Here is a 26,670-nt window from a genome sequence, read left to right as displayed (position 1 = left end):
GACTTTCTAACACTGAAAAAACACAGGAAAAGCACCTACAAGATGAAAAAGATATTAAGGTTATCATTATTCATATGCCTGATTCTACCATGGAAAAGCTTTTCGAAAAGCACTACGGACAGCTCCAACCAATCAACAGGTAAACTCTACCAAATCACAGCCATTCAACTACGAAATATCGTATCTGATAGAATGAAGTATGATTCGCTCTTGGTTCGATACAATGAGCTACTATTAATCCATGCCAACTATCAAAAAGGCATAGAGGCAAGCCAAAAGGCATTTGAACTCAGTGACCAGAATGCCAATGATTATATCAGAGTTGCCGAAATAGACAACAAAGTCATTCGAAGAAAGAATCTTCAAATTATCTGGCAGAAAGTAAGAGCACCTGTTTTGGGCATTGCTCTTTTTTACTTGGGTAATAGGTCTGTAAGTTGGGGGATAGCTTTTTGATGGCAAAATAAGATTTATTTTACCTACCAACATGCAATCTTTCCAACAAAGTAACCAAAATAAAGCCATTTTCCTGATTTATGTTTGAAAGGGATTTGTTGAAAACAGTATGATAAAAGCTTGTATTTTCGTTATATCAATAAAACAAATAGACATTATGATGCAGAATTTAAAAAAATACTTAGGAGCTATCGCTTTACTATCCTCCATAATAAGCAACAGTTATAGTATGGATTATAGCTCAGATAAGTTTTTGTCAGTTACTTCATACTTTTACAAAGTAGTACTACATGATAACAATAGATTTGATGTTATTGGTGATACCCTAGATAAGAAAGTAGACAACTCAAAAGCATATTCCAAAAAGGACGTTGAGACGCTTTTATCTAACAAAGCTGATTTTACACAAGTAAATAAGTCTTTTACTGGTTATTCTATTAGTGAATTACGGGCTTTGAGTGATTCTCGATTTTCTTTCATTCGTACTTTTTTTTGTAATGAGGTTGGTAAAGAAGGGTCTTGGCGGTACGATCCAGCAGATAACACAAGTTTAGATAACAGTGGTACTATTATCGTAACAAACTCAGGTAAAAGAATAAAAAGAGTTTTTGATGATTATATATTAGCGGAGTGGTTTGGGGCAGTAGGTGATGGAATTACAGATGATACGGAGGCTATTCAAAAAGCATTGTCGGTAAATACACATCCTTTGTTGTTATTATCAAAAACGTATCTAGTCAGTGGTAATATTAATTTGGTCACTAACAATAGTATTGTTGGTCAAAATGTCTATAAATCAATTCTTCAATTAAAAAGTAATTCAAATTGTGAGGCTATTTTAAGAAATCTAAACAATTCACAGTATCGAATTACTCTAAAAAATTTCACGGTTAATGGGAATCGCTTATCACAAAATCGTAACTGCACAGGCATTTCCCTAATAAACGGTTTTGTAGATGAGTCTGGAAATAACGCCTATGAACCCAAAAATAGACTAGAAAACCTTTTTATCACAGAAATAAAAGGAGACGGGCTTATCCTCTCAGGTTCGGGTGACAATATTTTTTCTAAAATAATTGTAGAAAATGTCACAGAGAATGGTTTGGTCTGTAATACTTGGGATTCAATTTATTCAGAACTTACACTTGGACACTGCTTTAATGGAGATGGCTTAAAAATAGTAAATAACGGTGGCGGAACGTCAAATAGATTTTCAAACATCAAATGTTGGGGTTCTGGAGGGGGAATTTCTGTGAATGGATTGTTTAATAACTTTTCGGTGGTCAATATACAGGATTGCTTTAATTATGGGCTAAAAGTTACCAACCGAAATAATACTTTTAATTCACTAGATATAGATGCCATTGGCTGGGATTTTACAACCACAAAACCTGTTCCAAATTCTACAGCAATTTTATTGGAGGAAAACGCCAATAACACCATCATTAAAGGACGTATTTATGATAGAGCGCAGTATTCTATTAAAGGTTCCATAGCCTACGGTATCAAATGTCTTACAAATAATGCTGTAGTTGACCTTATAGTTAGTGATGTATTAACACACCCTGTTAGAAACCCTGAGTTGACTCCCTCTACAAACATCATCCGTGTGAATGGCAATATTAGAAATGGAGGAAACTTTAAGTATGTTTACCCCAATGAATTATCTTCAAACGTACCCTTTTCTGGCTTTAAAGTAACTAATTATCAGGCTACAAATTTTGACTGTGCTATATTCGCTAATACAGCTTCAAATAATGTTACAATAACCTTACCTACTTTAGGTATAATGGATGGGAAGATATTTGTTGTATCCAAGAGTGAAATTCAAAACTTAGCAATTGTAAACGTAGAAGGTGGCGGAACGATAAACGGTTCCAGTGCTTACACTTTACGCAACGTTAAGGAGTCTGTTTTGTTGATGAAAACTGGTACCAAAACTTATGCCATAATCGCTGAAAGTGATGACAGCATTCTGTTTGGTAGCGGCTCACCAGAGGGAGTGAGATGGGGAGAAAGCGGTAATTTATATCTGCGGTCGGATGGTGATTCAGGAGAACAATTATATGTAAAAGAAACAAATAGTTCTAATTCGGGTTGGAAATCAGTATTTGTTAATGGTCAAACTAAACCTCTTTTGGTAAATACAACTAATGATAATGGGGTAGATAAATTACAGGTGGTAGGAAATATCTATCTTACTGGCAAAATAAAGATTGCAACTGGTACAAATGCGAGTTGTGGTTTTGCCACATTGGTAGGTGGTTCAGTGACAATAAATACAACCGCAGTTTCGGTCAATTCAGGAATCAAGCTCTCTGTTCAGGAGACAGGTCAATATAATGGCAGAATTAGAGTCACCCAAAAGGTAGCAGGTAGATCTTTCACGATATCTTCTTCTGATAAAACCGATAATTGTGTGGTATTTTGGGAATTAACGAATTAAATTACTGAATAATGTTATGTCTAGCCGTTCTCTTGCAAACTACCTAATTGAAGGAAAAAGTAAAAGCACCTGTTTTGGGCATGGCTCTTTTTTATTTGGGTAATAGGTCTGTAAGTTGGGGAATCTCGTTTTGATAGCAAAAAACTAAGAGCTTTTCATCTGCAGATAACAGGCACTCAAAATTTTGATAGCAATATCAAAGACCAGGAAAAAAGATATCAGCTCTAAACCTAAAAAATTGATAGCAAAATGTACACCGTAAGACGAAGTGAAGTCGTAAGACTAGAAAAGTTGAATCAGGAAGATTCAGCAAAAGAACCAATAACAGTTTCAGAAGATGCTACACCTGTTGACTCAATGTATCAGGGCTTTTTCGTGTATGCCTCACCAGCCTTGATATTGCTTGAAAATGTAGTTTTCCTTTACCTGATGTATAGATTCATCAAATGGCTAATTAAGAAATAATGAAACTAATCTCACCTGTTAATAAACAACCATTCCAACGGAATGCACAAGACAAAGCTACCATTTTGGTAGAAGGATTGATTGAGAAGGGTAACAAACAAGTTACACTTTCGGCAGTTCCGCTCAAGGGAGGCATCTCCAAAACAATAACTACTACGGTAGAAAATGCCAATTTTTCTATTCCTTTTTCTGTGACCAAAGGTTACTACACTTTGTCGGTTTCCAACGATTCTGAATCAGTCAGTGTAGTTGTTGCCATTGGTGACATTTTTGGGATAAAAGGACATAGTTTCACTGAGGGTTTAGGGACGAAGTTCTGTAAAGATGAAAGGGTTATTATTCCTGCTTCACGTTTTGAAGATATGACCGACACTACACTTTATCAGAAAACAGGCTTTATCTCAATGACTGAGTTTTCGGCAAGTACCGCCACTGATTATACCTCAATTGAAGACCATATCAACTTTGCTATTAATCGTGGGATATGGGGAAGATTAGGGGATTTATTGGTTGCACAAAATGATTGTCCAGTAGCATTTTACCATGCAGGTTTTGGCGGTTCTACCTTGGAGCAATGGGCAAAGTCAGCCCGATTCGAAAGCTTTGAGCATTCATTTGTCAATTCATCCAAAAGAATGCCGATTATCAAACTTCTCAATACCCTCAAATTCCTTGTACCAAGGACGGGAATTCGTGGAATTTTAAGCATACATGGAGACAACGATAAATTTATCACCAATGACCCTAATGTCATAGCCGATGAATACAAAACCATCATTGATACGGCTCGAAATGAATCAAATCTTCCAAACCTACATTTTGTCCTTGCGCCATCAATAACAGACTATCAAGAACACCTTGGAATCATTGATGGCACAATTAAAGCAGTGGTAGAAGGTACAAATATCTCAATGGGGCCAGATATTTATTTGTATGACAATTCTCTAAGGCTGGAAGATAAACTTCATTTGAATGAAAAAGGAGAACAAAAGGCGGCTGAAGATTTCGCAAAAGTTTTGGGTAGTACATATCTAACCAAAGCACAACCATTTACCATCAATAACAACCTAAATGAGCCTACGAACATGGTTGTATCATCATCCTCAACGGTTGACGAAAAGCCTAATACAACTACACAAAAGGACTCAGATGAAGTAACAAAGATTCTATTAGGTATCCTAGCCTTTGTCCTTACATTCACCTTTTTAAAACTTTTGATAGCAAAAATTCAAAGCTCGAGCTAAAAAGCCTGGTGAAATTTGGCAAAAATGATAGCAAAAAACAAAGCACTGTTGTGTGGCCACACCATGCTCAGGGAAAACACCTTAAAAATTTGATAGCAAATGGGAAGTATTTTAACATCTATAGGGAGTGTAGTGGGTGGGATATTTGGTTCTTCAGATACAAATAATCAACTACAGCTTCAACAATCACAATATCAAGGTATCCAATACCAGAAAGAAGCAGAGGCAAATAGGAAAACTATCACCTATTTGCTTATAGCGCTTTTCGTCGGTGCAATAGTACTAATATCATCACTAAACAAAAGAAGCAATGGCAACTAATATTTCAGCAATAGGCAATGTGATAACCGCAGGTATTTCTTCACTTGGTGATGCAGTTGCCAAAGTATTTACAGTAACAGAAACAGGAAAGACAAACAGGACACAGCTCGAAACAGACGCTCAAAAGTATGGCAGTGATTCACAATACGCTTCCAGTCTTGCAACTCAACAGGGTAAAACGATTAGAGTTATAATTATCGCACTGACAGTGGTTATTTTAGGTTGGGTTGGTATCAATTTTATAAAGAAATAAACATCATGAAAAAATATATTATTCCTTTTGCCTTAACTATTGGGGCTATTGCACTTTATCTAACCAGTAAAGCACAAAAACAAACCAAAAATAGTTCTTCAGTAACTAATCAACCCTTTAGTATTTTAAGAACGACAACGACCACCACTACAACTAAAACCATATCGGATTCAGGCTCACAAAGCTCTGGGAATAATCAGGGAAGTACAACCAATCAAGACGTGGTTGATACTAGTCAAATTTACGACTATTGGCAACAAAGAGGAGAGTTTATTTATCTTCGAAAAGGAGGAAAAACAGCGACTGGAAATTATTCAGTAGGCTTTTTGAAGGATGGAAGAACCGTTTATACTAATTACCAGAACGAAGGAACTCCAGAAGAAACTATGCTTTATAGCTTGTCTCCAGATTATGTATTAACCTACTAAAAAAGGGAGTTCAAATGAACTCCCTTTTTATTTTATCTTGCGTTACCTGCGGCAACACCTACCAAAACAACGATTATACCCGTTGCAATACCATAATTCCCCCAAACCTTTCTTGATTTCTTCTTTTTTGCCTCCTGAGTATATCCCGTAACATAATCAGGATTCTTAGTCAATGCCACATTAGGGAATGTTAAATGGTCTTCATTAGGCGTTGAAACTGATGTTGCTATGGCGGGAACAAGACCTACAATTGGTCCCAAAAATAGTGTTGTTAGAAATGTACCCGTTCCTGCACCCTTATATCCTTTGTAATAAATTTTCGCATCGCTTTTACCTTGTCTAAACATATCTGCATAATCTTGTTTTGACATAGGCTGTTCTTCTTTCACGTATGTTTGTACTGGTGCAGGAGTACTTGCATAACTTGTGTTACTACTCGGCTTAGATTCAGTTTGAAATACATCCTCTGTGCCAGTTTTATACTTCACTTTTACAACCTCTGATTTTTTCTTGATGTATAGTGGACCATCAATGTTTGAAAAGGCTTTGTACTTAATTTCAAGGTCATTTATCTCTAAAACCTTTGCCACTACTTTGGTATTGTTTTTAAGAAATAAGGTGTCTTGTGCGTTAGCAGTGAAGCAGAAAATTGATAAAGCAAATAGTAATAATAGTTTTCTCATTGTGTAAAATTATTAGGTTGTGAATTATTAATTGATTTATTGAATTCTAGCTGTGAACTTCATGTAAATGTTAGAACTATGAAGTAAGCGCAAAGGTAAAAAAAAAGTGATAACCGAAGTTACCACTCAATAAATAATACAAGTTGTCCATCATTCAAGAAATTAATATTTTAAAACTCCTATATGGCTTCAGATATTTCAATGCTCAGTCGATTACTTTGCTAAAGAGTACATTCCCTATTTTATCTATAAAGCTAACCTGAATTCTATCGTTCAATACTTTTATTAAAGTAAAACTTGGAGAGGCCGTAGCAAATAAAGCTGGGTAGTCTTGCTTTATAAGTTCGTCAGTCGATGACCCAGCACCTGCCACGATGTAGTTTATAGAACTATTAGCATTTTTGATAAACTGTGAACTGTGACTATGTCCGCACAGATATAAGTTTACACCATATTTTTCAAGTAAAGGTTTGAGAGTAGTTATTAATTCTGGTTGGTCTCCATGACCAAATCCAGCTGAATAAATAGGGTGATGACCTACAACAATTTTATATTTTTCATGACTGGATGCCAATACACTATCAATCCACTTAAGTTGCGTTTGGGTATTTTGTTGAGCAATATCCGAATATAAAGCCTGCTTACTTTGATATTCAGAGATAAAAGGATTAGTATCTATAAAAAGGAAGCGAATACTTGCTGAAGAACTATATTTTTGAGAAACGGTAAAATATCTATTAGGCATTTTCCATCTATTACTTTTTTGCGTATAATCAATTTGGGCATTTACATTTCCCTGATAATCGTGGTTGCCAAGTACGATAAACCAGTCTTTTTGTAATAAATTACCTTTATATACATTTTCAAAAGACAAAGACCAATGTTCGTCGGTCAGACCATTTACCCCTGTTTCATAAAAATTATCGCCTGTAGAAATCACAAATTGAGCATTTTCGGCTAAAGAAGTCTGAGACATTTGGTTGGCTACCTCTTGTTGATTAGACTGTCCTTTTCTTCCCCAATCGCCAACAACCAAGAAGCTGTAAGTCACAGGATTAAGGGGATTGCTAGCGCTAGTACACCCAAAAAGCAAAAATGCAAAGCATAAAATAATATGGAAGGAATTAGTGAAAAATTCGTATTTAATTTTCATAATATTGTGTCTATCTAAATATTCGTACTAAATGATAGATTTATCAAGTAGGCGCAAAGGTAAAAAAAAAGTGATAACCGAAGTTACCACCCAATTACTATTTCAACTCACCCATTATTCAAATAATTCTTATTGTAAAACCCCTCAATAGCTTCAGCCATTTCCTCACTGACATCTTCATATTTTCCCCATGCCTGTTCTAAGCCTGAGTCTTTGTACCATTCTTCACAGTTCTTTCTATACGTCGGCTTCCAATTGGTGATATAATGGTCAAGTTTGTCCCTGATGTGCTGTGAGGCGTTGCTTCCTTCCAAACCCAAAATATTGAATAGTGCTTGTGCCTCATAGTAGTGGAGCTTTATTTTCTTGTATCCATTCTTTTTCAGCTTGATGAGTTCAGGACTTACAGAAAAAATAGTGCTATAAAGTGTGGCCACAATTAACGATGGGTCGATACTCGCAGACTTTTGAACTCTAAAATGTGCTGAAATTAGTTGGAATTGCCTGTAGCAAACTATTCTGAGTACTTGGTATTCATACAGGTCAATGTCTAGTTCTATGTTATTTATCATACTTCTTTACCATTTTGGAAAACTCATTGAATAGCTTCATTGTATCCTTCATGCCTTTATTGTCCTCTTTGAGAGTTTTAATCTCCTTTTCAGCATTTTGTCTATACTTAGTAAAATCTTCCTTGACGTTGTATAGCTCATTCTTTTTTCGGATATAGTCTCGAATGATGAATTCTATAACAGATTGACCCGTTTTGAGACCTTCTTTGTCCATGACGTTGTTCATAATCTGAACTAAGTCTTCGTTTTCGACGCTGTCTAATGCTCGGAGCGTCATTGTAGTAAATTGTTTCATCGGGTAAGTGCTAAAAAGAGTAAAACAAGAAGTGCGGTAATGATATTGGAGGCAGATTCTGCAAAAAGCTCTATGTTAAAAGCTTCATTGCGAGCAGTTGATTTTTTCATACAAGTTCGCAAGTATCGTTTATGTAAAAAGTCCAATTATCACCTGCTTGGTCTGTGAAGTAGACTCTGTTCTTGTCAATCTCTCCAGTGTAGATACCACCGATTTCTAACTCGCTTTGTGAGCTTCTACTATCTTCGAAGCGCAATACTTTAAAAGATACAAGTATCATGTTTTTAATATTAAAGGTTTTTTCTGAGTTGTTGTTTATGTTTATCTAAACCATTCATAGATTAATAGAATAAACATGGTAAGAATGGGATAATAGATAAATAGCATAATTATTAAGCCGATTATCCCAATAATCATTGTTGCTCTCATAGATTTCTTCAATCGTTTGAGGAACAATGATTTTATTCGATTTTTCTTTAGTTGAAAAATGCCTTGATTATTCTCTAGCTTGTAAGGGAAGACTTGTTCTTCATAAATTTCATGAATAATAGACCTCTTCTCCGCTTTGTTAACACTTTCCATTGTTGATTGCTTTTACGATTTCTTTGGTATTCTTTAATTGCTTTTTATCGACCATTTGGGGATAGTGGGCTTTCAAACACTTTTCACAAGCCCATACTTTACACTTTTTACCAAGGGGTACAGTTCTTGAAAGGAATGGAGCTTCCTTTTTGCATACATTACATTCCATAATTTGCTATCAATTTATAGTGAAGATTTAACGGATCTGTTTGCGTTGACACAACAGTGCTTTAATTTTTGCTATCAATTTTTAATCTCTCGAGAGGATATCTAAATTCCTGGGCTTTCATTTTGCTATCAAAAGTTTCTCGTGAAGTAATATGCCAATATCCACACTTGTCACACTCATAAGCTCGTACAGGCTTTTTGTGATTTTGTTCCAAATATTTAATTGACTCAAGGAACTTATTAGCCTCCTTTTTCGAAATATAAATAACCTTTTTGCATGGGAAATAGACTATTGGTGTTGGTATGATTCCGTCCCGTCGCTGAATTATTCTCTCAAGATTATTGATAATGTACTCTTTGAGTTCAGCATTAAAATAGCTCTTTGCTTGATGTATTCTCAATAGATACTCTGGTGGTACTCTACACAATTGAGTGAATTTGTATTTCCCAAAAGTCAAAAGTGTTTGGTCAGTGTACATAATTGATTGGAGTTAAATCAATTAATCTTGTTCTGTAGAATTCTGAATGTCTTCAAATGCACTCTCTAAGTTTGATATGGCATCCTCCAGATTAGAAAGAGAATTTTCCATTTGGCAATACCTGTCACTATTTTGTAGATTTTCAGGCATATTATCTAATTTATCTTGTTCCTCATCCCTGATAGTCTCTACTCTATCTTTGATTTGAGTAATTTCCTCAAGGATTTTGGCTAGTTCTTTTCTTTGATTCTTGTTCATCTTAGTTAAGCGTTTAAATTGGAATTGCAGATAAATTGGTTACTAGCACATAAGAAACCTCTTTAAAGTCTTATCGTATTGGGCAATCATTTTACCATTGAAACCTACTTCGTAAATAAAAGCATTGTCGATGGGGTCTTTAAATCCGCTCACAAGCTTAGAGGCTGATTTGAGACGTTCGGAACTATTTCTACCAAAGATGATTAAATCAGATGCTCCTTTGGTTGGAAGCCATACTCCGTTGGGTAAGATGTACTTTAATTTCCATTTCACTACTGGTGCTGATGTTGTTGGTTGCATGGTCTTAGAAAGTTAGTTGTTGTTAGAAAGTTGTTGAATTTTTGTACATAGTCACTATTGGTTTTTACGCTCAACTTGCGATTAAAATATTGTGCTAATTGGGCAATATCCTTGATTTTATTTCCTTGACCACGTGGTACAACACCCGTCATTGGGTATTGCATCATAGTCAATTTGGCACGCTCAAGCTCTTTTTCGAATTCTATCTCTTTAAGTGACTTTTCGGCTTTCTTAGCCCATTGCAACACTACCAAGAATCCTTGTTTTTGGTGTGTTCCATAGTCTTTCGAGAAGTATTTTGTTGGGTGATATGCCTCTCTGTCCTTACGAGTGTCAAAAGCCTGCTTTTTATCTGCCCAATACTGTAGCATCATGCTATAAATCTGCCAGAATTCGAAGGTATTCTCCTTTGGATTCTCATTTTTAAAGCCGTTAAACACGTCTCTGTGAATCACTTTCTTGATTTCTGACTCAATTGGGGTATAGTTGCGTTGTGGGTAGAACACATCTTTCACATATTTCCAGAAATTGTTTACAATCGTAGCCTTTTCAAGGTCAGTTAAGCCCTTTGGCTCTGGTTTTGGTGCATTTTGGTAACGAATCTTGTTGAGAGTGCCTTTGCGATAAGCTTCAAAACGTTCGTCTGAACTGATGTAAGAATTTTCGGCGCCCCCCGTGTTTTTTTCTTGGCAGTTTTCTTGGTCAATTTCAAGGTTTTGGGCTATTTCTTGTTTTTCTTGGCAATTTTCTTGGTGTCTTTCTTGGGATAGGTTTTCCACATCTTCCGCTATATATGAATTATTTAAATTTTCTATTTGGTTAGTTAAGTGTGGCAAAGTTTGCACCTCATAGGGGGCAAAGGCTTTCAAAATTGTAGTAGGTTTTTCAGTCCAACTTTCGATTTTTGGCTTGAACTGGTCGATTCCGAGCAAAATCCACAGGTTTAGAGCTATCTTATAGCCATTAACTCTACCTTCCTCAAACTCCTCTACAGTAATCACCCCAAAGGTGCTTAGACGAGCCAAATGGTCTTGTACAGCCCTGCGACTGCAACCACATAAGTTTGCCAAATCCCAACGTGTAACTTGTAAAACTGGCACACGGTCAGAATCAGCCCACAATGGACTATTCATACAGTTCCAGAATTGTTTTAGATACAACGATGCAATGGATTTCAGCTTTGATAAATGTGGCTCACGCAACATGGTGCTTTTGGTTACAAACTGAACATCGTTATGCTCTTTCGCAAAAGCATGATACCTTTCGATTACCTTTCCAAATTGGTGACTAAACGTTTTTTCAATTCTCATGGTTGTTTTTGGTATGTAGTGACAAAACTTCGCTTGTCAGGGCTTAGAATCATCACTACGCTATTTCCCGTTGCTTCTGTCAGAGAGTCGAACCCTGAGGGAATCCTTAAAGAAAACCCTTTCCAAAACAGATATAATATTGATAACCTATTACATTATACGTCTAAAATCAGCTCATATTCATGAAATAAACACCCAACCCAAGCGAATCGGGTGTTTATGATGCTCTCTCTAAACTTACTTCATTGTCGGTGCTACCATTCGATAGCCCACAATATCTTTTTTATAATGGTACTCGTATCGTGGGTCAACTTTCACGAGCGAGCCGTCAGTTAATTTCAATTGTTGCATAGAATAACCCGAATAAGCTATCCTCTGGATTTTGCTCGACAAATCCACCTCTTTCAACTCCTCTTTTCTCTCCTCAATAAGCTCCTCTAAATCAACTTGTTTAGCTACGTTTTTTCGTGGCTCAGGTGTCACTGTTGAGGCTACTTTTTTAGGCTTTTTCCTAGGATTCAAAATCGAGTCAAGCACATAATAGGGATGCTCAAATTGTCGGTCGGGTGCAAGTATCAGCACCATCAAATCGTAACAGTCCATGACATTGATTTTGCAGGTATCAAGCTTGTAATTCTCATGGAAAACCCTAGGATTCAAGCCGATTTCCTTCAGCTTTTGCCGAAAGGTTTCCTGCTGAGAATCATCCATAACGTCATAGACTTTTGAAAGGATATTCGGACGTTTCATAGGCAACTGGTCGGAGGTCTTTTGTTGTTTCGATAGTACCATGCCACTAGCAAAGCACCTATCGCAAATCCTGCGTATATATGAAAATCGTTAGGCATTCTCGTTGTCCTTTCCAATCAATAAATCTCTGAAAAACTTCGAGTTGCAGAGAAGCTCACCAAAGAAGGCCATAAACAAACCTCCCAAACACATGGCAAAGAAAAACTGAATAAGTGGGTCACTCGACAAAGAACGGACGAACTCTGGAATATTCATGGTGTAATAGAGGGTTAAATGAATGTAATGAACTATTAATCCAATCAAATAAATTGCCTAATTCAGTAAGGAAGACAAGGGGTGGACCACATTTTCTCATTCTACAACCACCCCGTAAAAGTCTTCCTCGAACAAAAACTATGGTAACAACCATCGTTCAGCATTTGATACGTCTGCTGATAAACTCTGACGTATCCTCAAAACTGAGTAAAAACACCATCTCTATTCTGAAAGCAATATCTTTCGGACTTACTGTTTGGATGCTTTACAAGCAGTTTTACCAAAAAAAATCTAGTTTCTAGACCTTTTTTGTTTCCCCTACGCTGAACTGTGTAGGGGAATTTTTTTGTGAACTCTCAAAGGCAACAGTAGGGAAACACACTCCCTACCGTGCAAGCATTTGGTTTCTACACCATCATTTGCCTTTTGGGCAGTATCTACATGGTTGGTAGTTGTAATTTTCGATTTTACAACTGCAACTACTATCTGAATCACCAAAACTTGAAGAAAAAAACAATAGAAAAACAAAAGTCCAGAACATGATTTCTTCAAACATAGTCATAAAATTTAGGTTCAGATGTTTGTCAATTTTTAAGGGTATAAGGATATAAAGTTGTCTTAATAATGAATCCTAAATACTTTGTTATGCGCCATCAATTTCAAGTAAACTTTTCAAAACTCCTATCTCAGCTTTCGACCAATTATATTCACCTGACATTTTTTCTTGGAAGTTTCGTTCCTTGTATCCAAAAGTATTACATACAACATCCTTTATCTGTTTTCGGTCAACTCGTGTCAGCGAGCGATAGGCTTTTTTTATATCGTCCTTCGAAACCATAAAGATTAAATATTTAATAGATTTTAGACTAAAAAATCGAATAAATCGTATTAAATTCGGATTATATTCGTTTTTAATGCGTTTTGTACGTACAAATATCAGATATAAATCCGAATTAACAAATAAATCAGACAAAAATATGAAAAATTTTTCTGAAAAATTAAAAAAAGCCTTAAAAGCCAAAGGAATGACTCAAGGCAAACTCTGTGAAGAGATAGGAATGTCAATGGATGGATTTAAAAGAATGGTGGATGCTGATAATATAAAGGTCAAAACATTAGAGCAAATTTGTGAAGTGTTGGGAGTACCTTTAAATTACTTTTTAGAGATTGAGCCTGTAAAAACAGAACCAGTTGGTTTTTGGAAAAGACTGATAGAAGAAGCTACTATGGAAGCACAGAATTGGAAGATTCGAGCTTATCAATTGGAAGAGCAATTGAGCAAGAGCGGAAATTTTAAGTATGTTAGTAGAAGACACGGCGTGTTGGCAAGTGTGGCATAGGCTTTTTTTTTGCCCCATTTACTAACATTTTTACTAACAGTTGCAAGTTTCGACTTGTAATGCCCTGAAAATCAGCAAGGTCTTAATCCCTACGAGACCACTGAAAGCGAGTCGTATGACTCGCTTTTTTTGTTTTTACGCCTTATTATTTTGCACCACTATCTGTATTTGACCAGATAATTTCCCCTGTTGTTTCAAAAACTCCAACATTCCCCTTTGATAAAAAAGAAGCCTTGAATTTCTCTGTACTTGTAAAAACTTTCAACTCCCCAATCAATTTTTCTAATAATTGCTCTCGTGACGAATCTCTAAAATAATTTTCTGGAAGGGGAAAATATATATTTGTTGGCTCAAATTCTACTAGATTTACGATTGTGTATTTATCCTTTTCGTAAGAGTTGAATCCTGCCAATGTTAGTGTGTATGATTGCTCTGATTCAAAAAGTCCGATTCGATATTCATCAATTGGTTTTTGAGGGAAATCTTCATCGCAAATACTACCTAACCATTCTTCTATTGAAATAAAATTTGATTTTAAATCTGAGGGTGGACTATCAATATCGTCTTCGATAACTGTAAAAGATCCGTGTACTGTAATGTCAGACTCTTCTTTTTTGTATTCTTGATTATGTGCCATAAGTGAAGGGAAATTTATGTGTCTATTTGACTAAATATACCAAAATTAAATTTAGTTTTAAAGTGTTGTATGTAAGCTTCCCCAAAAATAGTACGGATTAAAAGTATAAAAGGTGTAATATTTTTTAACTTTAAGTATGTATTATGAAAATCAGCAAATTTGATCCAACCGAAATTGCTAAGATTCTTAAGGAATTTGAATCTGGCAAGTCCTTAGACACCATTGTTCTCGAATATGGCGTCAGCGTTATGGTGGCATGGAAGCTAGTGAGCTCAAGAAGGTTAAACAACTTGAAGAAGAGAACGCTAAACTCAAGCGCATGTATGCTGAACCTGCCTTGGAGTTGGATATGGCAAAATATGTCATAGAAAAAAAGCTCTAAAGCCTTGTGTCAAGCGAGCACTTGTGCTAGAGTTGAAAGAGCTATATCCAAGAGGCATTAGCAAGGCATGCCGTATCTTCAAAACGAGCCGAAGCAGTTTAAGCTATCAATCTGTTAAGGACGATAAAGTGTTAATGGATGAGTTATCTCAATTGAGCAAAGACCATCCTCGTGAAGGCTTTTGGAAGTTTTACTACCGTATGCGCAATGCGGGTCATCATTTCAATCATAAGCGAGTGCATCGGGTGTATGTTCAAATGGGTCTTTCTATTCGTAGAAAGGCTAAAAAACGTCTTGTGGCTAGAGTAAAAGATCCCTTAGAAGTTCCCCAAAGCTTTACTCAAACTTGGAGCATAGATTTCATGAGTGATGTTTTGAGCAATGGGCGTTCATTCCGAAGTTTTAATGTGATAGATGATTACAATCGAGAAGTACTTTTCATAGAGACTGATTACTCGCTCAAGAGTAGTAGAGTGATTTATATTCTTCGTCATTTGGTGAACAAATATGGCAAGCCTACTAAGGTTAGAATGGATAATGGGCCAGAATTTGTAGCAAAATTAGCGCAAGAATGGAGTCAGATGAAGACATCGTTTTTCATTATATTCAACCAGGGAAACCAACGCAAAATGCCTACATTGAGCGATTCAACCAAACTTACCGCAGACATGTATTAGATGCTTATGTATTTGATTCTTTGGAGGAAGTACGCCAAGAAACAGATCTATGGATGAGCGATTATAATTTCGTTCGTCCACATGTCTCTTTGGGAGGTATGAGTCCTCTAGATTATAGAATGAAAAAACAAAACAGCCTTCTTGGGCTTCGTTCCGCTACGCTACACTCAGCCCAAGAAGGAGTAAATACATAATCAAAGCAGACAGATTATGCATATTTTTAAACTGTACTAAAAATGGGAAGCCCACATCATCACCGTAAAATAAATCAATGAGTCCTTGCTGAGCAAGTTGCTCTAAGTTGGCAATTAACTCTATTTTGAAAGCATAAAAATTGGGGTCTGGCTTACCTTTACAAAGAAGTCTGATTCGTTTGTATCGTCCGTCAAGGCTTTTAAAAAAACTCTTAATGTGCTAAGACTAACAGACCTACCAGATTCTTTTTCCCATTCCGCTTTGGCGGTCTGGATGCGTTGGTGGTGAGCTTTTACACTTTTCAAAATAGATTCCTTATCTGTTTCTTTGTCAAGTATTCGCTTACGTCCTCGACCAGGTTGAGTTTGTAAACCTTCAATGCCAAAGTCTTTATATCTTTTGACCCAAGCATTAACGCTTACGTAGATCATTCCTGTAATCTGACCTACTTCATCAGACTTGCGTCCTGTTGATTTTAAGAGAATTACAAGTACACTGCATCCGATATGAATGCACTGTACTTGTTTTAAAGTCTTGTTCTAAGGCTAATTTAGCCGATTCGCTTAATATTGGAGTATTGACGCGTCCCATAATACGAAGTTATCAAAAATAACATAAACTATTTTATAATGAGTACTTAAATGGAATTTTCTCATTAAACACTTCTGTAGTTTATATAACCTAGTTTATCGCAGTAGCGTCAAGGCAAAACACTATTCATTGTAAATCTTATCCTTCAAGGATATTTTATACCTCACAAGAATTGAGGATAAAATCCTTGGAAAATGGAGTTCTGGATAGGAATCCATTTTCCAAGGATTTTATTTATTTTCTTTCTTCGGAATTGTTAAGGAAATTCTATTTCTCTTTTCATCAATATCCATAATTTGTACTTCTATTTCTTCTCCTCTAGTGTAGTCCGTGATTGATTTCTGATGTTTCTTTAGTTCTGAAATATGTAGCAAAGCTGTAATACCTTTTCCTAGCTTTACGAATAAACCAAATTCAGCTACGTTAGTAATTTTGCCTTTGTGTATTGATTTCACCTTGTACTGACTACGATCAATATTTTCTCTTGCGGGATCACCTTCATAGATATTTATGATCAAACTTTCGCCGTTTTTCTTTGCAGTAGCTTTGCCATCAACAAACCTAGAAATTTCATCAAAAATACAAGGAGCTGCTATCTTACCATTGTCATCTACATAACCTACCTTGTAGCTAAATCTCGGATAAGATTTGTCACCTCCAATGTATTGCTTGTCTCCATAAATTTTAGCGAGTCCGTCTTCAAATTCATCAATTTCATTATACTTAGGTGGAAGTAGGATATTGCCCTTTGTATCTTTTATACCATACCAATGGTTGGTAATAGTTTCTCCGTATTTACCTACAAATACTTTCGTTTTTTCAAATATTACTATGCCATTACCACTATAGTCAATGATTGAAATCTCATCATTTTTTACTGCTTTCAATTTAGCTTTACTAAAATGTTCGATTGAATCATACTCAAATGGAATGAGCGTTTGTCCTTTATCATCTATATAGCCATATTTTTTGTTCTTTATGGCTTTTGCTTTACCATCATCAAAGTACCACAATACATCAAATTCAAACTGAATTAGAGTTTGCCCTTGTTCGTTTATGAAACCGAATAGATTGTTCTTTTTAGCTCTGGCTATACCATCAATAAAATTCTCTATTAAGTCATACTCAGATGGAATGACTATTATGCCTGTTTCGTCAATGTAGCCATATTTCCCATTCTTTTTCACTTTGGATCGACCCTCAATAAAATCTTCTATTAAGTCATACTCACAAGGAATGATTTGTATTCCTTGCTTATCAATGTAGCCATATTTTCCGTTAACTGTAACTTTAGCTCTACCCTCAATAAAGTCCTCCATTAGGTCATACACACATGGAATGATTGTTATTCCTTGCTCATCAATGAATCCATATTTTCCGTTCAGTCTTGCTTTAACTCTACCTTCAATAAAATTTTCTAGTAGGTCATACTCAAATGGAATGACTGTTACTCCTTGCTCATCAATGTAGCCATATTTTCCGTTTAGTCTTGCTTTTGCTCTACCATCAATAAAATCTTCTATTGACCCATACTCAAATGGAATGATGATTATTCCTTCTTCATCAATGTATCCATCTTTTCCGTTCAATCTAGCCTTGGCTCTACCATTAATAAAATTTTCTATTGAGTCGTACTCAAATGGAATGATTGTTTGTCCCTGTTCATCGATATAGCCATATTTTCCGTTCAATCTAGCTTTAGCTCTACCGCTAATAAAATTTTCTATTGAGTCGTACTCAAATGGAATGATGATTTGTCCATAATCATCTAGGTAACCGTATTTTCCGTTTGTTTTGGCTTTCGCTTTACTATTAATAAAATCTTCTATGTGATCATATTCAAATGGACTGATCAAGAATCCTTCTAAACTTTCTAGTCCCCACTTACCAAACTTTTCACCTTTTCTTATGGTATCTGTTATGAATTGAACATTCTGAATCAATTCATTCCCATTGATGTCTATATATCCTTCGTGAAAATTTCTTCTTACTTTTGCACTTCCATCAATAAAATCATCTATAGAATCATATTTAATTAGAATAATTATTTGTCCTCGATGGTCAATGTAACCATACTTTCCGCTCTTTTTCACTTTTGCTTTACCCTCAATAAACTCCTCAATTGAGTCGTATTCAAATGATATGATTATTTGTCCTTGATCGTCGATATACCCATATTTTCCGGTCTTTTTCGCTTTAGCTATTCCTTCAATAAACTCCTCAATTGAGTCGTACTCAAATGATATGATTATTTGTCCTTGATCATCGATATACCCATATTTTCCGCTCTTTTTCGCTTTAGCTTTACCCTCAATAAACTCCTCGATTAAGTCGTATTCAAATGGTATGATAATTTGTCCTTGATCATCGATATACCCATATTTTCCGCTCTTTTTCGCTTTCGCTTTACCTTCAATAAACTCATCTATTGTATCAAAATCAAATGGAACAATGATATTATCGTCGCTATCGACAATGCCAATTTGAATAATTTTTATGAATTGCTTTTCTTCTTCAGTTATACTTATTCTCTCACCGTTGATATCCTCACACAAGTAATATTCCTTAATTTTGGAAGTTAATCTTCCATTTCTATAATCATAAACTTTGTGATATAAACACTTAGTAATTATATTTCCTACCATAGAGTAAGTAGAAATAGTGTCTATGTGCTCATTTGAATAAGTTCTATACCCTCCATAATTAACACCAGAAAATACCTTTTTTGTAACCCTATGGGTAATTCTAAGAAAATTTTCACTTAATTTTTCTACATCATAACAATTAAGTCGCGAACTGGACTTATTTTCCAAGTCGATAATACACCAATCCTTTTCGAATTTCCCAATACATTTATTTTGGTATATATTAAATGCCTCCATAAAAATTGGGTCAAAGGTGAAGTCTCCAACTCTGTTAATAAAACCGTACTTTCGATTGAATTTAACCTTTGCATAATCAGAATCTGAGAAGTCGGTAATATCAGTATATTTAGGTTCAACTATTTCTATTCCATCTGCTTCATAACCCCATTTTTTACCTTTTTGAAATGGCGTAAGTTTAAATGCACCCTGAATTATCTGTTCTTTTTTCCCTATAATTATTTGATCTTTTAACGCTTTATCACGTTCTCGCTCTCTATTTTTCTTGGCAATTTTTTCTAAACGTACTTTATGTAGATTTTCAAAATCTATTTTAGATTCAAAATAGTCTGACTGATATTCTGCGAATAAAGCATCCGCATCAATGTAATATGGTTTATAAGCATTGCTATCAAATTTTAAATCCGATATTTTAATGTATTCTTCTTTTCTAATGCTCTTATTTTGTTGTATTTCTCCATTTAGAACTGAAGGTTCAAACCAAATACACAACAAGTGTAATTCTCCTGTTTCCTCGGACATGGCTTGAGCTTTTTCGTCAAACACAAAGGCATTTCTTTTATTAGCATAATAAATATCTTTAGCCATTAAATTTTGGAGGTCCAAGTATTCTTTATTGTCAGAGAAATTAAATACCCAAACAATGAAAGTATTATTCATTCTGTAAAATATATCCCTATCAATAATTACACTTAGAAATGTAGTTGATAGTTGTAACTCAAAAACAATACTTTTTCCATCGTACTCAGCATATACGTCAGGTCGTCTCCAAAACAAATAAGGGACTTCACTCGTTAATTTTTTTTCAACTTCCACATTAGATATTGCTGGAGTGGATCTTAAATAATAGGCTAATTTATTTTTTAACACTTTGTGTCTTTCACTTTCACCAACGTTTCCGTATTTAAGTGCTTCAATTTCTTCTTTACTTAAATCACCGTTTGTTTTGATTTCACAATCATCACTGTCATACAAATGAGCAAAAAAAGAAACCTTACCTCGTCTTGTTGGTTTGCCTGATAATTTTAATAACTGATTACAATATGCACACCTAAATTTTGGCGGTTCAAATCCTACTATTGCTTCTTGTAACCTTCTTCTATATGCAATTATTTCAGATTCAGTCTTTTGAAAAAATATTTCTGCCTTAATGATTTCACCGGTCTCAACATCAAGTACCTCGTCTATTGTTCTTTTTGTTTCTTGATCACTCATTTACTTTCTCTATTTATTTGTTTTAAGTGGAACGGAAGTCTTTCTTGTATGTTCTTGCTTTATTATAACAAGCCCTAGCAGGACCGATGATGGCTACAGTGGGGATTCTGGTGTATATCAAGGTCTACCAAGTACAAATAATGTAAGATTAATTTCTTTTGTCATTCAATTTATCTGTGCTATACCAAGAACTTCTTCGCAACTATATTTTTCAGTTGAGTTGCCAATCAAGTCAACTCTAACAACAAAAAATACGGTTCTGTGTAACCTCTTGGGACTTGTGGATGTCCTGCATATGCGTTTTGCAAAATACCACTAATAGTCCTGTTGTTCGTGAGAGTTATTTGAACAAAGTTATTTCCAAATTGTTCAATCACACTTGATACTTCTTGTAATGTCATTTTTATGTTGTATGTTGTCTTTTATGCTTGCCACCAACGAATTTACAACCACAATATAATCTAATCAAATTTCATTCCGCCTATCCAGCCGATATAGAACATTGAACTATATTGATTATTTTATTAACCAAAATCAATATACGTAGATTACCTAAACTATAGCTATAAACAGAAATATAAACCCCATTCTCCTCAGAGGCAAAACTCTTTATGTTATAGTGTACATTTTTTAGATAAAATCACTCAATTAGAACTCACAGTTTCCAGCCCTTTTTTTGCAATTGCTTTTTACAATCTTTACAAAATTCCTTCTCTTCATTCGTAGGATTTTTGCCTTCTGCATCTCTCATAAAACAATGCATTTGTTTACAATGCGGTAATCCTTGAGTATGTCCCAGTTCGTGAATCGCAACTTTAAAAAGTTGTTCTTGTCTCGCTTTTTTATCCAAACGAAAGGTTGAGGCAACGCAGGCTTTTCCTGGAGAATATCCCAGTCCCAAGACACCAAAATCTTTGACCGAACCTTTTGTATTACTAATATCCTTGTTTGTCAAACCAATAAAAACATAATCATCCGCCTTGGATTGACGAAGAAATACTAAAATTGAGTCAGCCCTGTAGCGATTTCTTGTTTTGGAGGGTTAATTTTAGGAAGGACAACTACCTTCGGATAAAATGATTTTATCTTTTGCTCAACATACACTACGTCCTGTTCTGGAATACCTGTAAAAGTTTGAATAGCAATGGTTATAGAAGATTCTGTTTTGCGGTCTTTTTGAGTACAATAAATAAGAGCACTAAAACATAGGATCAACTGAAACGATATTGTAAGGTATTTGAACATAAGTTTTTTAGGAATAAGCGCTTTGAGAATGCTCACTAAGGTTCTAATTTATTCAACACACTTCTTATTTATTAATATTTTTTGGTGTAATGTCAACCGCAACGATTGACACTACACCGATTTTATTTTAATGACAAAGTTCAACCTTCGTACGCTCAAAATTCACAACTCAAAATTCATACTACTGCTTATCTCTTAAACAAATACTTCACAAAATCCACATCAATAAATCCCTTCTCTTGTTGAGTATTGAAACTATAAATACCAATTCTGTCGCCACGATAACTTCCCCAAGTGAGTTGGGTTGGTAATCCCAATGGAGTAAAATCGTTACCGTTCAAACTGTAAAAATATTGGTTTATGCCGTCGTAATTCCAAGTCGATTTTAGCCAAATTACTTTACTTTTAATCTCTTGTCCTACTATCTCCTGATTTTTATAGGTAAACACGATATGTCTTTTATTTCCTCTTTGTTTTACCCCAATATTCGCAATCGAAGTAGTTGAAAAATGCGTTAAACCAGCCTGCTGTCCATCACTCATATTGGCAATATCTACTTTAATCGTTACGGTACATTCTTGTGTTCTAAGACTGCGTTGCGTAAGCGTATTTCCTGCTCTCAGTAGTATATCTATAGTATCTTGTGGATTTATAGGTTGAAAAGCATACAAACGTAAATGTCCTTTTCTTGCACTCAATGACCATTTTGAGGCTCTTGGTTGATAGTTCCATTCCCAATCTGGAGAAAGTATTTTTTCCGAAAAAGACTTCTCTGTTTGTCTTACTAATTTTGTAGTTTGGTGTATGATAGGCTTTTTGCCTGACCATACCATTGTGCCAATTGTGTCAGCACCAACTTTTCCTATAATCGGCCAACCTGCGACCCAGTTTACAGGCAACAAACTAGCGGCTCTTCCCTCCCAATCACCGCGTCCATGATGCGTAAAAAACCACCATTGTCCGTTTTTGAGCTCAATCAACCCTCCTTGATTGGGTTCTTTGTCGAGTTTTTTATCAACATGATTGAGTTGCTTTACCTCCCAAGGACCTGTTAGACTTTTCGAGCGCTCCATCATAATCACACGTCCTTCGGTTTTTACCTCACTAAAAAAATGGTAATACATCCCATTGATTTTATAGAGTTTATTCGCCTCACTTCCTTGCGATTGATAGATTATCCTATCAGATTCTTGGATAATGCTTTTCCCATCAGGTGTCATTTTGAATAAATGAATATTGTATTTTTTGTGGTTGATGGGATCTGGTTCAAAATTGGTAGCGATAAAATATATCTGTCCATCGTCATCACAAAACGAACAGCAATCATCCCAGCCCGAAACCTTCCAGACTTGGTGAAGTGGCTCCCATGGTCCTGCTGGATTGCTGGCTGAGCTCATAAAAAAACCGTCGTCGGGTGTACCAAAATAAACCCAATATTTGCCTTTATAGAAACGGATTGAACCAGCCCAAATTCCTTTGCCATAGCTATCCATTTTATCCCAATTGAGTTTTGGACTTATTTGGGTCAAATCCTTCACCACATGACTAATTACCTCCCAATTGACCAAATCCTTAGAATGTAGCACTGCCATGCCAGGCGAAAATTGCATTGTTGAGGAAATAGCATAAAAATCATCACCCACCCGAATAGCATCCAAATCACTAAAATCGGACGGCAAAACGGGGTTTTGAAAAGTACCATTCGATTGATCACCCCACTTGGCACTAAATTGAGCAAACAAGAACGTATTTGAAGAAAACAGATAGAAAGCAACGATGAAAACAAGCGATTTGAGCATAGATTCAAGGATTTTGTAATATTTCTCTTACATAAAATGTTTAACACAGATGAAAGGTTAAAAAGAGATTTATTACTCAATTCTTTGTAAGAAACAAGAACTATGGTAGAATTCTGAGAAGCCAACCTAAAATACAAACATTTAATAATCAACAAGTTAAAACAAATCATCAAAAAGCGGTCGAAAACAATTTTCGACCGCTTTTTGAATCTCAGCTTTAGATGCAAAACATTGCGTCTCTACTGCTAGAACATAGATTTTAAAAATAATCACTCATTCAACATTCATTAAATTCGGGTTACGTTTACTCCTGCTTTCTTTATTTAAACTTACTGGCGTCTAAATTGAAGAATCTTACCGCATTGTTAAAGAAAATATCTCTTTTTTGGTCTTCTGACAAATAGTTGGCGCTTTCAATTACTTGGATAGAAGTCTCCAACAATTTTGGCCAAATCATAAGATCTGTTCCGTACAAAATTCTTTTTCCAAAACCTGCTTGAACGAGTCTTTTCAAATACGCATGGATTTCTTCTAGAGGATAACTCCAAATAAAACCTGCCAAATCGACATATACATAGGCATTTGCACCCATCAAGGCAATCATTTCATCGGCCATTGGGTAGCCTGCGTGCATTACCCAAATTTTTAATTTTGGATGTTTAGCCAACATATCCTCCAACAAAAAAGGACGCCCCAACGAAGCACGGTATTTTGGATTACTGATATTGATATTGCCGTTTCCACCCGTACCCATGTGAATACCCACAGGCACCCCCAAGCGCTCAGCAACCGCAAAATACTCATCTAGACTAACATCACTCGGAGACATTCCCTGATACTGTGGTGCTACCTCTCCCATTACTTTATAAAAGCCAGCTGTCAACGAATCTTCGAATGCTTTTACTGTCATATCCTTATTGCTACTAATACCTAAAGATGGAATAATACGGTTAGGTGCTGCTTTATGCCAATTATGAATCACACTGGCATCGCCACTCACAATCATCGTAACATTGAGTCGCTCGGCAGTTGCCAACAAGGCATCTTGCATTTCCTTATCGGTTTTAGCAGCCTTCAAGGGATCTGGGCAGTCCAAATTAAAAATTGATGGATTATCACCATGATTATGCGGGTCTGCACCTGGCATATTTTTCAAAAACCAAGGGCAAAGATCTGCCGTATTGGGACTAGCCTTGAACGCATGCACATGTACGTCGATGATTGGATAATGCTTTTTGGGTGCTTGTGCGTACGAATTAACTTTAAACGCTAAAACCATCACCAGCAAAAGTACATTGCGAAAACAATAAAGATATTTCATAATTGGATAGTAAATAATTGAGTAATAAATTTCTAATGTAACAAATTGAGACATTAGACAAATGTAAAACTTTTGTCCTTATTATTACAATATTTTCAATGAAAATTACTATTAACAATAGTTGTTAAATTACTTCCATTTCAAAATTCTCTAACTCAAGTTTTTTCTTAGATAGAATAGCCCAACTCAAAAACATTATTCTATACCATGAATTATTACCTTTGTATTTAACATTAAACTAGGTCAAGATGATTTCTGATAATTTACTCAAGCAAATTGCCTTTATCAAAGAAATTGATAAGGTTAAGTATATTCAAAGAAAAACAAAGCTTTTCAATAGCGATAGAAACGAAAATGATGCCGAACATAGTTGGCATTTGGCGATTATGGCGGTAGTTTTGGCTGAACACTCAAACGAAAATATTGATGTTTTAAAAGTGATTAAAATGCTTCTGATTCATGATATTGTAGAGATTGATGCGGGTGACACTTTTATTTACGATACGCAAAAAAATCATACCAATACCGATGAGGAAAGATTGGCTGCTAATCGTATTTTTGGTCTGCTTCCTGAGGCACAAGCTGAAGAATTAATTGAGATTTGGGAAGAGTTTGAAGCTGGTGAAACTAAGGAAGCTAAATTTGCTAAAAGTATGGATAGATTAGAACCACTATTGCAAAATACTTCCAACAATGGTGGTACTTGGGCGGAGTTTGGTGTTGACTACGACAAAGTGTTCAACAAGAAAAAGGTTATTAAAGAAGGTTCTGAAGTCATTTGGGATTATGCCGAAAATCTAATCAACGAAAGTGTTGACAAAGGTATTCTAAAGAAAATATAGACAATTACAGGGCTACCTGATTTGGGCATTCAGTTTTTGGTAAAACATTGTTTATGAGACCATTTACTGAATGCCAAAATCAAAAATTTGATTTTACAAACTATGAAAAAATCAGCGGCAACACGATTAATGATTTTACAAAAAGCATTTGAATTAATTTATGCAAAAGGCTATCAAACCACTAGCATAGATGATATCATTGCTACGACCAAAGTAACCAAAGGCGCTTTTTATTACCATTTCAAAACTAAAGATGAAATGGGCTTGGCGATAATCAATGAGTTGCTTAAGCCACAACTAACCGCTGGTTTTATTGAACCTCTTCAAAACAATGAAAATCCGCTAGATGCCATTTATCAATTGATGCAACATCTGTTACTTGAAAATGATTTTTTAAAGGTAGAATATGGCTGTCCTGCTGCCAATTTCACGCAAGAAATGACACCTTGGCATTCGGATTTTAGCTTAGCATTGTATGAAATTACTCAGCTATGGAATACTCACATGATTGTGGCCATTGAAAAAGGTCAACAAAATGGACTTGTTAGACCAGATGTGAATGCCCAAAGTGTAACCATGTTTGTGATGTCAAGCTACTGGGGCATCCGAAATTTTGGCAAGTTAGAGAATAGTAAAACCGTGTATCTACCTTACTTAAAGGAGCTTAAGTCCTATCTTGATTCACTGAGATAATTTTTTTATTCAAAAAACATACTAATTAGTATGTTTTTTGAATACCTTTGTTACATCAAACAAATCAAGCGATGTATCAAACACTTACTTTTTATCACAACTTCATGCGGTGGCTCGTTTTGGCGAGCCTAATGCTAGCGCTGTATCGAGCGTATCGGGGCTATTCCACGAAAGCGACTTTTTCAAAAACGGATAATACTATACGACATTGGACTGCTACTATTGCTCATATCCAATTGATGATTGGCATGACCCTATATTTCAATAGTCCTATTGTCAGGTATTTTATGCAGCATTTTAAAGAAGCGGTTCAACGATTCGAAATGACTTTCTTTAGCCTTATTCATAGCACTTTAATGCTAATTGCCATAGTTCTTATTACGATTGGGTCTGCCAAATCAAAGCGGCAAACCACCGATTCCGAAAAATTCAG

The 26,670-nt window shown here is 35.5% G+C and carries 32 protein-coding genes and 1 pseudogene; 15 read left to right on the top strand and 18 right to left on the bottom strand.

Annotated features, from left to right (window positions below):
- The first annotated feature begins 42 nt into the window (after positions 1-42).
- The 6 genes from QM481_RS10545 (at position 43) to QM481_RS10520 (ending at position 5,613) form a co-directional block, all read left to right on the top strand.
- The gene (locus QM481_RS10545; protein WP_283381733.1) at positions 43-456 is read left to right on the top strand and encodes a hypothetical protein; all 414 of its coding nucleotides are present in this window, start codon (positions 43-45) and stop codon (positions 454-456) included.
- A 157-nt stretch (positions 457-613) separates the two neighbouring features.
- Positions 614-2,902: a putative phage tail protein gene (locus tag QM481_RS10540; protein WP_283381732.1), complete on the top strand. Its 2,289-nt coding sequence runs from the start codon at positions 614-616 to the stop codon at positions 2,900-2,902.
- A 249-nt stretch (positions 2,903-3,151) separates the two neighbouring features.
- Positions 3,152-3,367, top strand: a complete 216-nt coding sequence (locus tag QM481_RS10535) for a hypothetical protein (RefSeq protein ID WP_283368794.1) — start codon at positions 3,152-3,154, stop codon at positions 3,365-3,367.
- Positions 3,367-4,611 (top strand): SGNH/GDSL hydrolase family protein, encoded by a 1,245-nt coding sequence (locus QM481_RS10530; RefSeq protein WP_283381731.1) that lies wholly within the window; start codon positions 3,367-3,369, stop codon positions 4,609-4,611. Before QM481_RS10535 ends, QM481_RS10530 begins: the two co-directional genes overlap by 1 nt.
- Positions 4,612-4,921: 310 nt before the next feature.
- A complete protein-coding gene (locus QM481_RS10525; RefSeq protein WP_283381730.1) occupies positions 4,922-5,185 on the top strand; it encodes a hypothetical protein in 264 nt (87 codons plus the stop codon).
- Between the two features lie 5 nt (positions 5,186-5,190).
- Positions 5,191-5,613 (top strand): hypothetical protein, encoded by a 423-nt coding sequence (locus QM481_RS10520; protein ID WP_283381729.1) that lies wholly within the window; start codon positions 5,191-5,193, stop codon positions 5,611-5,613.
- Between the two features lie 32 nt (positions 5,614-5,645).
- Here the strand turns inward: QM481_RS10520 and QM481_RS10515 are convergent, their stop codons facing one another.
- From QM481_RS10515 to QM481_RS10470, 10 genes are all read right to left on the bottom strand, one after another.
- Positions 5,646-6,296, bottom strand: coding sequence for a hypothetical protein (locus QM481_RS10515; protein WP_283381728.1), 651 nt, complete (start codon positions 6,294-6,296; stop codon positions 5,646-5,648).
- A 205-nt stretch (positions 6,297-6,501) separates the two neighbouring features.
- Positions 6,502-7,449, bottom strand: a complete 948-nt coding sequence (locus QM481_RS10510; RefSeq protein ID WP_283381727.1) for a purple acid phosphatase family protein — start codon at positions 7,447-7,449, stop codon at positions 6,502-6,504.
- A 107-nt stretch (positions 7,450-7,556) separates the two neighbouring features.
- Complete coding sequence (locus QM481_RS10505) at positions 7,557-8,021, bottom strand: hypothetical protein (RefSeq protein WP_283381726.1); 465 nt, start codon at positions 8,019-8,021, stop codon at positions 7,557-7,559.
- Positions 8,011-8,316, bottom strand: a complete 306-nt coding sequence (locus tag QM481_RS10500) for a hypothetical protein (RefSeq protein ID WP_283381725.1) — start codon at positions 8,314-8,316, stop codon at positions 8,011-8,013. Before QM481_RS10500 ends, QM481_RS10505 begins: the two co-directional genes overlap by 11 nt.
- Before the next feature lie 106 nt (positions 8,317-8,422).
- On the bottom strand, positions 8,423-8,596 hold the full coding sequence (locus QM481_RS10495) for a hypothetical protein (protein WP_283381724.1): 174 nt from the start codon (positions 8,594-8,596) through the stop codon (positions 8,423-8,425).
- Positions 8,597-9,566: 970 nt separating this feature from the next.
- The gene (locus QM481_RS10490) at positions 9,567-9,803 is read right to left on the bottom strand and encodes a hypothetical protein (RefSeq protein WP_283381723.1); all 237 of its coding nucleotides are present in this window, start codon (positions 9,801-9,803) and stop codon (positions 9,567-9,569) included.
- Between the two features lie 42 nt (positions 9,804-9,845).
- Positions 9,846-10,103, bottom strand: a complete 258-nt coding sequence (locus QM481_RS10485; RefSeq protein ID WP_283381722.1) for a hypothetical protein — start codon at positions 10,101-10,103, stop codon at positions 9,846-9,848.
- Positions 10,076-11,413 carry a hypothetical protein gene (locus tag QM481_RS10480; RefSeq protein ID WP_283381721.1) on the bottom strand — a complete coding sequence of 446 codons (1,338 nt, stop codon included), beginning with the start codon at positions 11,411-11,413 and terminating at the stop codon, positions 10,076-10,078. Before QM481_RS10480 ends, QM481_RS10485 begins: the two co-directional genes overlap by 28 nt.
- Positions 11,414-11,650: 237 nt before the next feature.
- On the bottom strand, positions 11,651-12,205 hold the full coding sequence (locus QM481_RS10475) for a hypothetical protein (protein ID WP_283381720.1): 555 nt from the start codon (positions 12,203-12,205) through the stop codon (positions 11,651-11,653).
- A gap of 48 nt (positions 12,206-12,253) precedes the next feature.
- Positions 12,254-12,418 (bottom strand): hypothetical protein, encoded by a 165-nt coding sequence (locus QM481_RS10470; protein WP_283381719.1) that lies wholly within the window; start codon positions 12,416-12,418, stop codon positions 12,254-12,256.
- Between the two features lie 140 nt (positions 12,419-12,558).
- Between QM481_RS10470 and QM481_RS10465 the strand changes: the two genes are divergently transcribed.
- Positions 12,559-12,720: a hypothetical protein gene (locus QM481_RS10465; protein ID WP_283381718.1), complete on the top strand. Its 162-nt coding sequence runs from the start codon at positions 12,559-12,561 to the stop codon at positions 12,718-12,720.
- A 341-nt stretch (positions 12,721-13,061) separates the two neighbouring features.
- Here QM481_RS10465 and QM481_RS10460 read toward each other — a convergent pair whose 3' ends face one another.
- Positions 13,062-13,256 carry a hypothetical protein gene (locus QM481_RS10460; protein WP_283381717.1) on the bottom strand — a complete coding sequence of 65 codons (195 nt, stop codon included), beginning with the start codon at positions 13,254-13,256 and terminating at the stop codon, positions 13,062-13,064.
- A 139-nt stretch (positions 13,257-13,395) separates the two neighbouring features.
- Here QM481_RS10460 and QM481_RS10455 point away from each other — a divergent pair, with 139 nt between their 5' ends.
- Complete coding sequence (locus QM481_RS10455) at positions 13,396-13,758, top strand: helix-turn-helix domain-containing protein (protein ID WP_283381716.1); 363 nt, start codon at positions 13,396-13,398, stop codon at positions 13,756-13,758.
- Positions 13,759-13,903: 145 nt separating this feature from the next.
- Here the strand turns inward: QM481_RS10455 and QM481_RS10450 are convergent, their stop codons facing one another.
- A complete protein-coding gene (locus tag QM481_RS10450) occupies positions 13,904-14,395 on the bottom strand; it encodes a hypothetical protein (RefSeq protein ID WP_283381715.1) in 492 nt (163 codons plus the stop codon).
- A gap of 199 nt (positions 14,396-14,594) precedes the next feature.
- On the opposite strand from QM481_RS10450, the gene QM481_RS10445 reads away from it, so the two are divergent.
- From QM481_RS10445 to QM481_RS24990, 4 genes and pseudogenes are all read left to right on the top strand, one after another.
- Positions 14,595-14,777, top strand: coding sequence for a transposase (locus QM481_RS10445; RefSeq protein ID WP_310589663.1), 183 nt, complete (start codon positions 14,595-14,597; stop codon positions 14,775-14,777).
- Between the two features lie 23 nt (positions 14,778-14,800).
- Entirely contained in the window at positions 14,801-15,454 is a 654-nt protein-coding gene (locus tag QM481_RS10440) for a DDE-type integrase/transposase/recombinase (RefSeq protein ID WP_283381714.1), read from the top strand.
- Positions 15,415-15,501: pseudogene (locus tag QM481_RS24995) on the top strand (integrase core domain-containing protein); the annotation flags it as partial. The gene QM481_RS10440 and the pseudogene QM481_RS24995, both read left to right, overlap by 40 nt.
- Positions 15,502-15,507: 6 nt before the next feature.
- A complete protein-coding gene (locus QM481_RS24990) occupies positions 15,508-15,648 on the top strand; it encodes a hypothetical protein (protein ID WP_283381713.1) in 141 nt (46 codons plus the stop codon).
- Between the two features lie 120 nt (positions 15,649-15,768).
- Here the strand turns inward: QM481_RS24990 and QM481_RS10430 are convergent, their stop codons facing one another.
- The 6 genes from QM481_RS10430 to QM481_RS10405 all read right to left on the bottom strand — a co-directional run bounded on the left by QM481_RS10430 (position 15,769) and on the right by QM481_RS10405 (position 24,702).
- Complete coding sequence (locus QM481_RS10430) at positions 15,769-16,080, bottom strand: helix-turn-helix domain-containing protein (protein WP_283381712.1); 312 nt, start codon at positions 16,078-16,080, stop codon at positions 15,769-15,771.
- A gap of 390 nt (positions 16,081-16,470) precedes the next feature.
- Positions 16,471-20,337: a DUF6035 family protein gene (locus QM481_RS10425; RefSeq protein ID WP_283381711.1), complete on the bottom strand. Its 3,867-nt coding sequence runs from the start codon at positions 20,335-20,337 to the stop codon at positions 16,471-16,473.
- A 655-nt stretch (positions 20,338-20,992) separates the two neighbouring features.
- Complete coding sequence (locus tag QM481_RS10420) at positions 20,993-21,343, bottom strand: matrixin family metalloprotease (RefSeq protein ID WP_283381868.1); 351 nt, start codon at positions 21,341-21,343, stop codon at positions 20,993-20,995.
- Complete coding sequence (locus QM481_RS10415; RefSeq protein WP_283381710.1) at positions 21,337-21,582, bottom strand: hypothetical protein; 246 nt, start codon at positions 21,580-21,582, stop codon at positions 21,337-21,339. The genes QM481_RS10420 and QM481_RS10415 overlap by 7 nt, the downstream gene beginning before the upstream one ends.
- Before the next feature lie 188 nt (positions 21,583-21,770).
- The gene (locus QM481_RS10410; RefSeq protein ID WP_283381709.1) at positions 21,771-23,381 is read right to left on the bottom strand and encodes a glycoside hydrolase family 43 protein; all 1,611 of its coding nucleotides are present in this window, start codon (positions 23,379-23,381) and stop codon (positions 21,771-21,773) included.
- A gap of 319 nt (positions 23,382-23,700) precedes the next feature.
- A complete protein-coding gene (locus tag QM481_RS10405) occupies positions 23,701-24,702 on the bottom strand; it encodes an amidohydrolase family protein (RefSeq protein ID WP_283381708.1) in 1,002 nt (333 codons plus the stop codon).
- 248 nt (positions 24,703-24,950) lie between these two features.
- On the opposite strand from QM481_RS10405, the gene QM481_RS10400 reads away from it, so the two are divergent.
- From QM481_RS10400 to QM481_RS10390, 3 genes are all read left to right on the top strand, one after another.
- Positions 24,951-25,544 (top strand): HD domain-containing protein, encoded by a 594-nt coding sequence (locus QM481_RS10400; RefSeq protein WP_283381707.1) that lies wholly within the window; start codon positions 24,951-24,953, stop codon positions 25,542-25,544.
- 102 nt (positions 25,545-25,646) lie between these two features.
- Positions 25,647-26,237 carry a TetR/AcrR family transcriptional regulator gene (locus QM481_RS10395; RefSeq protein WP_283381706.1) on the top strand — a complete coding sequence of 197 codons (591 nt, stop codon included), beginning with the start codon at positions 25,647-25,649 and terminating at the stop codon, positions 26,235-26,237.
- 37 nt (positions 26,238-26,274) lie between these two features.
- Positions 26,275-26,433 (top strand): hypothetical protein, encoded by a 159-nt coding sequence (locus QM481_RS10390; RefSeq protein WP_283381705.1) that lies wholly within the window; start codon positions 26,275-26,277, stop codon positions 26,431-26,433.
- Positions 26,434-26,670: the final 237 nt, after the last annotated feature.

Origin of the sequence: Flectobacillus rivi (genome assembly GCF_030056655.1) — a bacterium.
GTDB classification, from domain to species: domain Bacteria; phylum Bacteroidota; class Bacteroidia; order Cytophagales; family Spirosomataceae; genus Flectobacillus; species Flectobacillus rivi.
Note: the sequence above shows the minus strand (reverse complement) of the source record. Positions and strands in the feature narration are given on the sequence as shown.

Bases quoted from the DNA above. Each gene is read 5' to 3' on its own strand.
- QM481_RS10545 (WP_283381733.1), top strand. From the start codon at position 43: ATGAAAAAGATATTAAGGTTATCATTATTCATATGCCTGATTCTACCA.
- QM481_RS10540 (WP_283381732.1), top strand. From the start codon at position 614: ATGATGCAGAATTTAAAAAAATACTTAGGAGCTATCGCTTTACTATCC.
- QM481_RS10535 (WP_283368794.1), top strand. From the start codon at position 3,152: ATGTACACCGTAAGACGAAGTGAAGTCGTAAGACTAGAAAAGTTGAAT.
- QM481_RS10530 (WP_283381731.1), top strand. From the start codon at position 3,367: ATGAAACTAATCTCACCTGTTAATAAACAACCATTCCAACGGAATGCA.
- QM481_RS10525 (WP_283381730.1), top strand. From the start codon at position 4,922: ATGGCAACTAATATTTCAGCAATAGGCAATGTGATAACCGCAGGTATT.
- QM481_RS10520 (WP_283381729.1), top strand. From the start codon at position 5,191: ATGAAAAAATATATTATTCCTTTTGCCTTAACTATTGGGGCTATTGCA.
- QM481_RS10515 (WP_283381728.1), bottom strand. From the start codon at position 6,296: ATGAGAAAACTATTATTACTATTTGCTTTATCAATTTTCTGCTTCACT.
- QM481_RS10510 (WP_283381727.1), bottom strand. From the start codon at position 7,449: ATGAAAATTAAATACGAATTTTTCACTAATTCCTTCCATATTATTTTA.
- QM481_RS10505 (WP_283381726.1), bottom strand. From the start codon at position 8,021: ATGATAAATAACATAGAACTAGACATTGACCTGTATGAATACCAAGTA.
- QM481_RS10500 (WP_283381725.1), bottom strand. From the start codon at position 8,316: ATGAAACAATTTACTACAATGACGCTCCGAGCATTAGACAGCGTCGAA.
- QM481_RS10495 (WP_283381724.1), bottom strand. From the start codon at position 8,596: ATGATACTTGTATCTTTTAAAGTATTGCGCTTCGAAGATAGTAGAAGC.
- QM481_RS10490 (WP_283381723.1), bottom strand. From the start codon at position 9,803: ATGAACAAGAATCAAAGAAAAGAACTAGCCAAAATCCTTGAGGAAATT.
- QM481_RS10485 (WP_283381722.1), bottom strand. From the start codon at position 10,103: ATGCAACCAACAACATCAGCACCAGTAGTGAAATGGAAATTAAAGTAC.
- QM481_RS10480 (WP_283381721.1), bottom strand. From the start codon at position 11,413: ATGAGAATTGAAAAAACGTTTAGTCACCAATTTGGAAAGGTAATCGAA.
- QM481_RS10475 (WP_283381720.1), bottom strand. From the start codon at position 12,205: ATGGTACTATCGAAACAACAAAAGACCTCCGACCAGTTGCCTATGAAA.
- QM481_RS10470 (WP_283381719.1), bottom strand. From the start codon at position 12,418: ATGAATATTCCAGAGTTCGTCCGTTCTTTGTCGAGTGACCCACTTATT.
- QM481_RS10465 (WP_283381718.1), top strand. From the start codon at position 12,559: ATGGTAACAACCATCGTTCAGCATTTGATACGTCTGCTGATAAACTCT.
- QM481_RS10460 (WP_283381717.1), bottom strand. From the start codon at position 13,256: ATGGTTTCGAAGGACGATATAAAAAAAGCCTATCGCTCGCTGACACGA.
- QM481_RS10455 (WP_283381716.1), top strand. From the start codon at position 13,396: ATGAAAAATTTTTCTGAAAAATTAAAAAAAGCCTTAAAAGCCAAAGGA.
- QM481_RS10450 (WP_283381715.1), bottom strand. From the start codon at position 14,395: ATGGCACATAATCAAGAATACAAAAAAGAAGAGTCTGACATTACAGTA.
- QM481_RS24990 (WP_283381713.1), top strand. From the start codon at position 15,508: ATGAGCGATTATAATTTCGTTCGTCCACATGTCTCTTTGGGAGGTATG.
- QM481_RS10430 (WP_283381712.1), bottom strand. From the start codon at position 16,080: ATGATCTACGTAAGCGTTAATGCTTGGGTCAAAAGATATAAAGACTTT.
- QM481_RS10425 (WP_283381711.1), bottom strand. From the start codon at position 20,337: ATGAGTGATCAAGAAACAAAAAGAACAATAGACGAGGTACTTGATGTT.
- QM481_RS10415 (WP_283381710.1), bottom strand. From the start codon at position 21,582: ATGTTCAAATACCTTACAATATCGTTTCAGTTGATCCTATGTTTTAGT.
- QM481_RS10410 (WP_283381709.1), bottom strand. From the start codon at position 23,381: ATGCTCAAATCGCTTGTTTTCATCGTTGCTTTCTATCTGTTTTCTTCA.
- QM481_RS10405 (WP_283381708.1), bottom strand. From the start codon at position 24,702: ATGAAATATCTTTATTGTTTTCGCAATGTACTTTTGCTGGTGATGGTT.
- QM481_RS10400 (WP_283381707.1), top strand. From the start codon at position 24,951: ATGATTTCTGATAATTTACTCAAGCAAATTGCCTTTATCAAAGAAATT.
- QM481_RS10395 (WP_283381706.1), top strand. From the start codon at position 25,647: ATGAAAAAATCAGCGGCAACACGATTAATGATTTTACAAAAAGCATTT.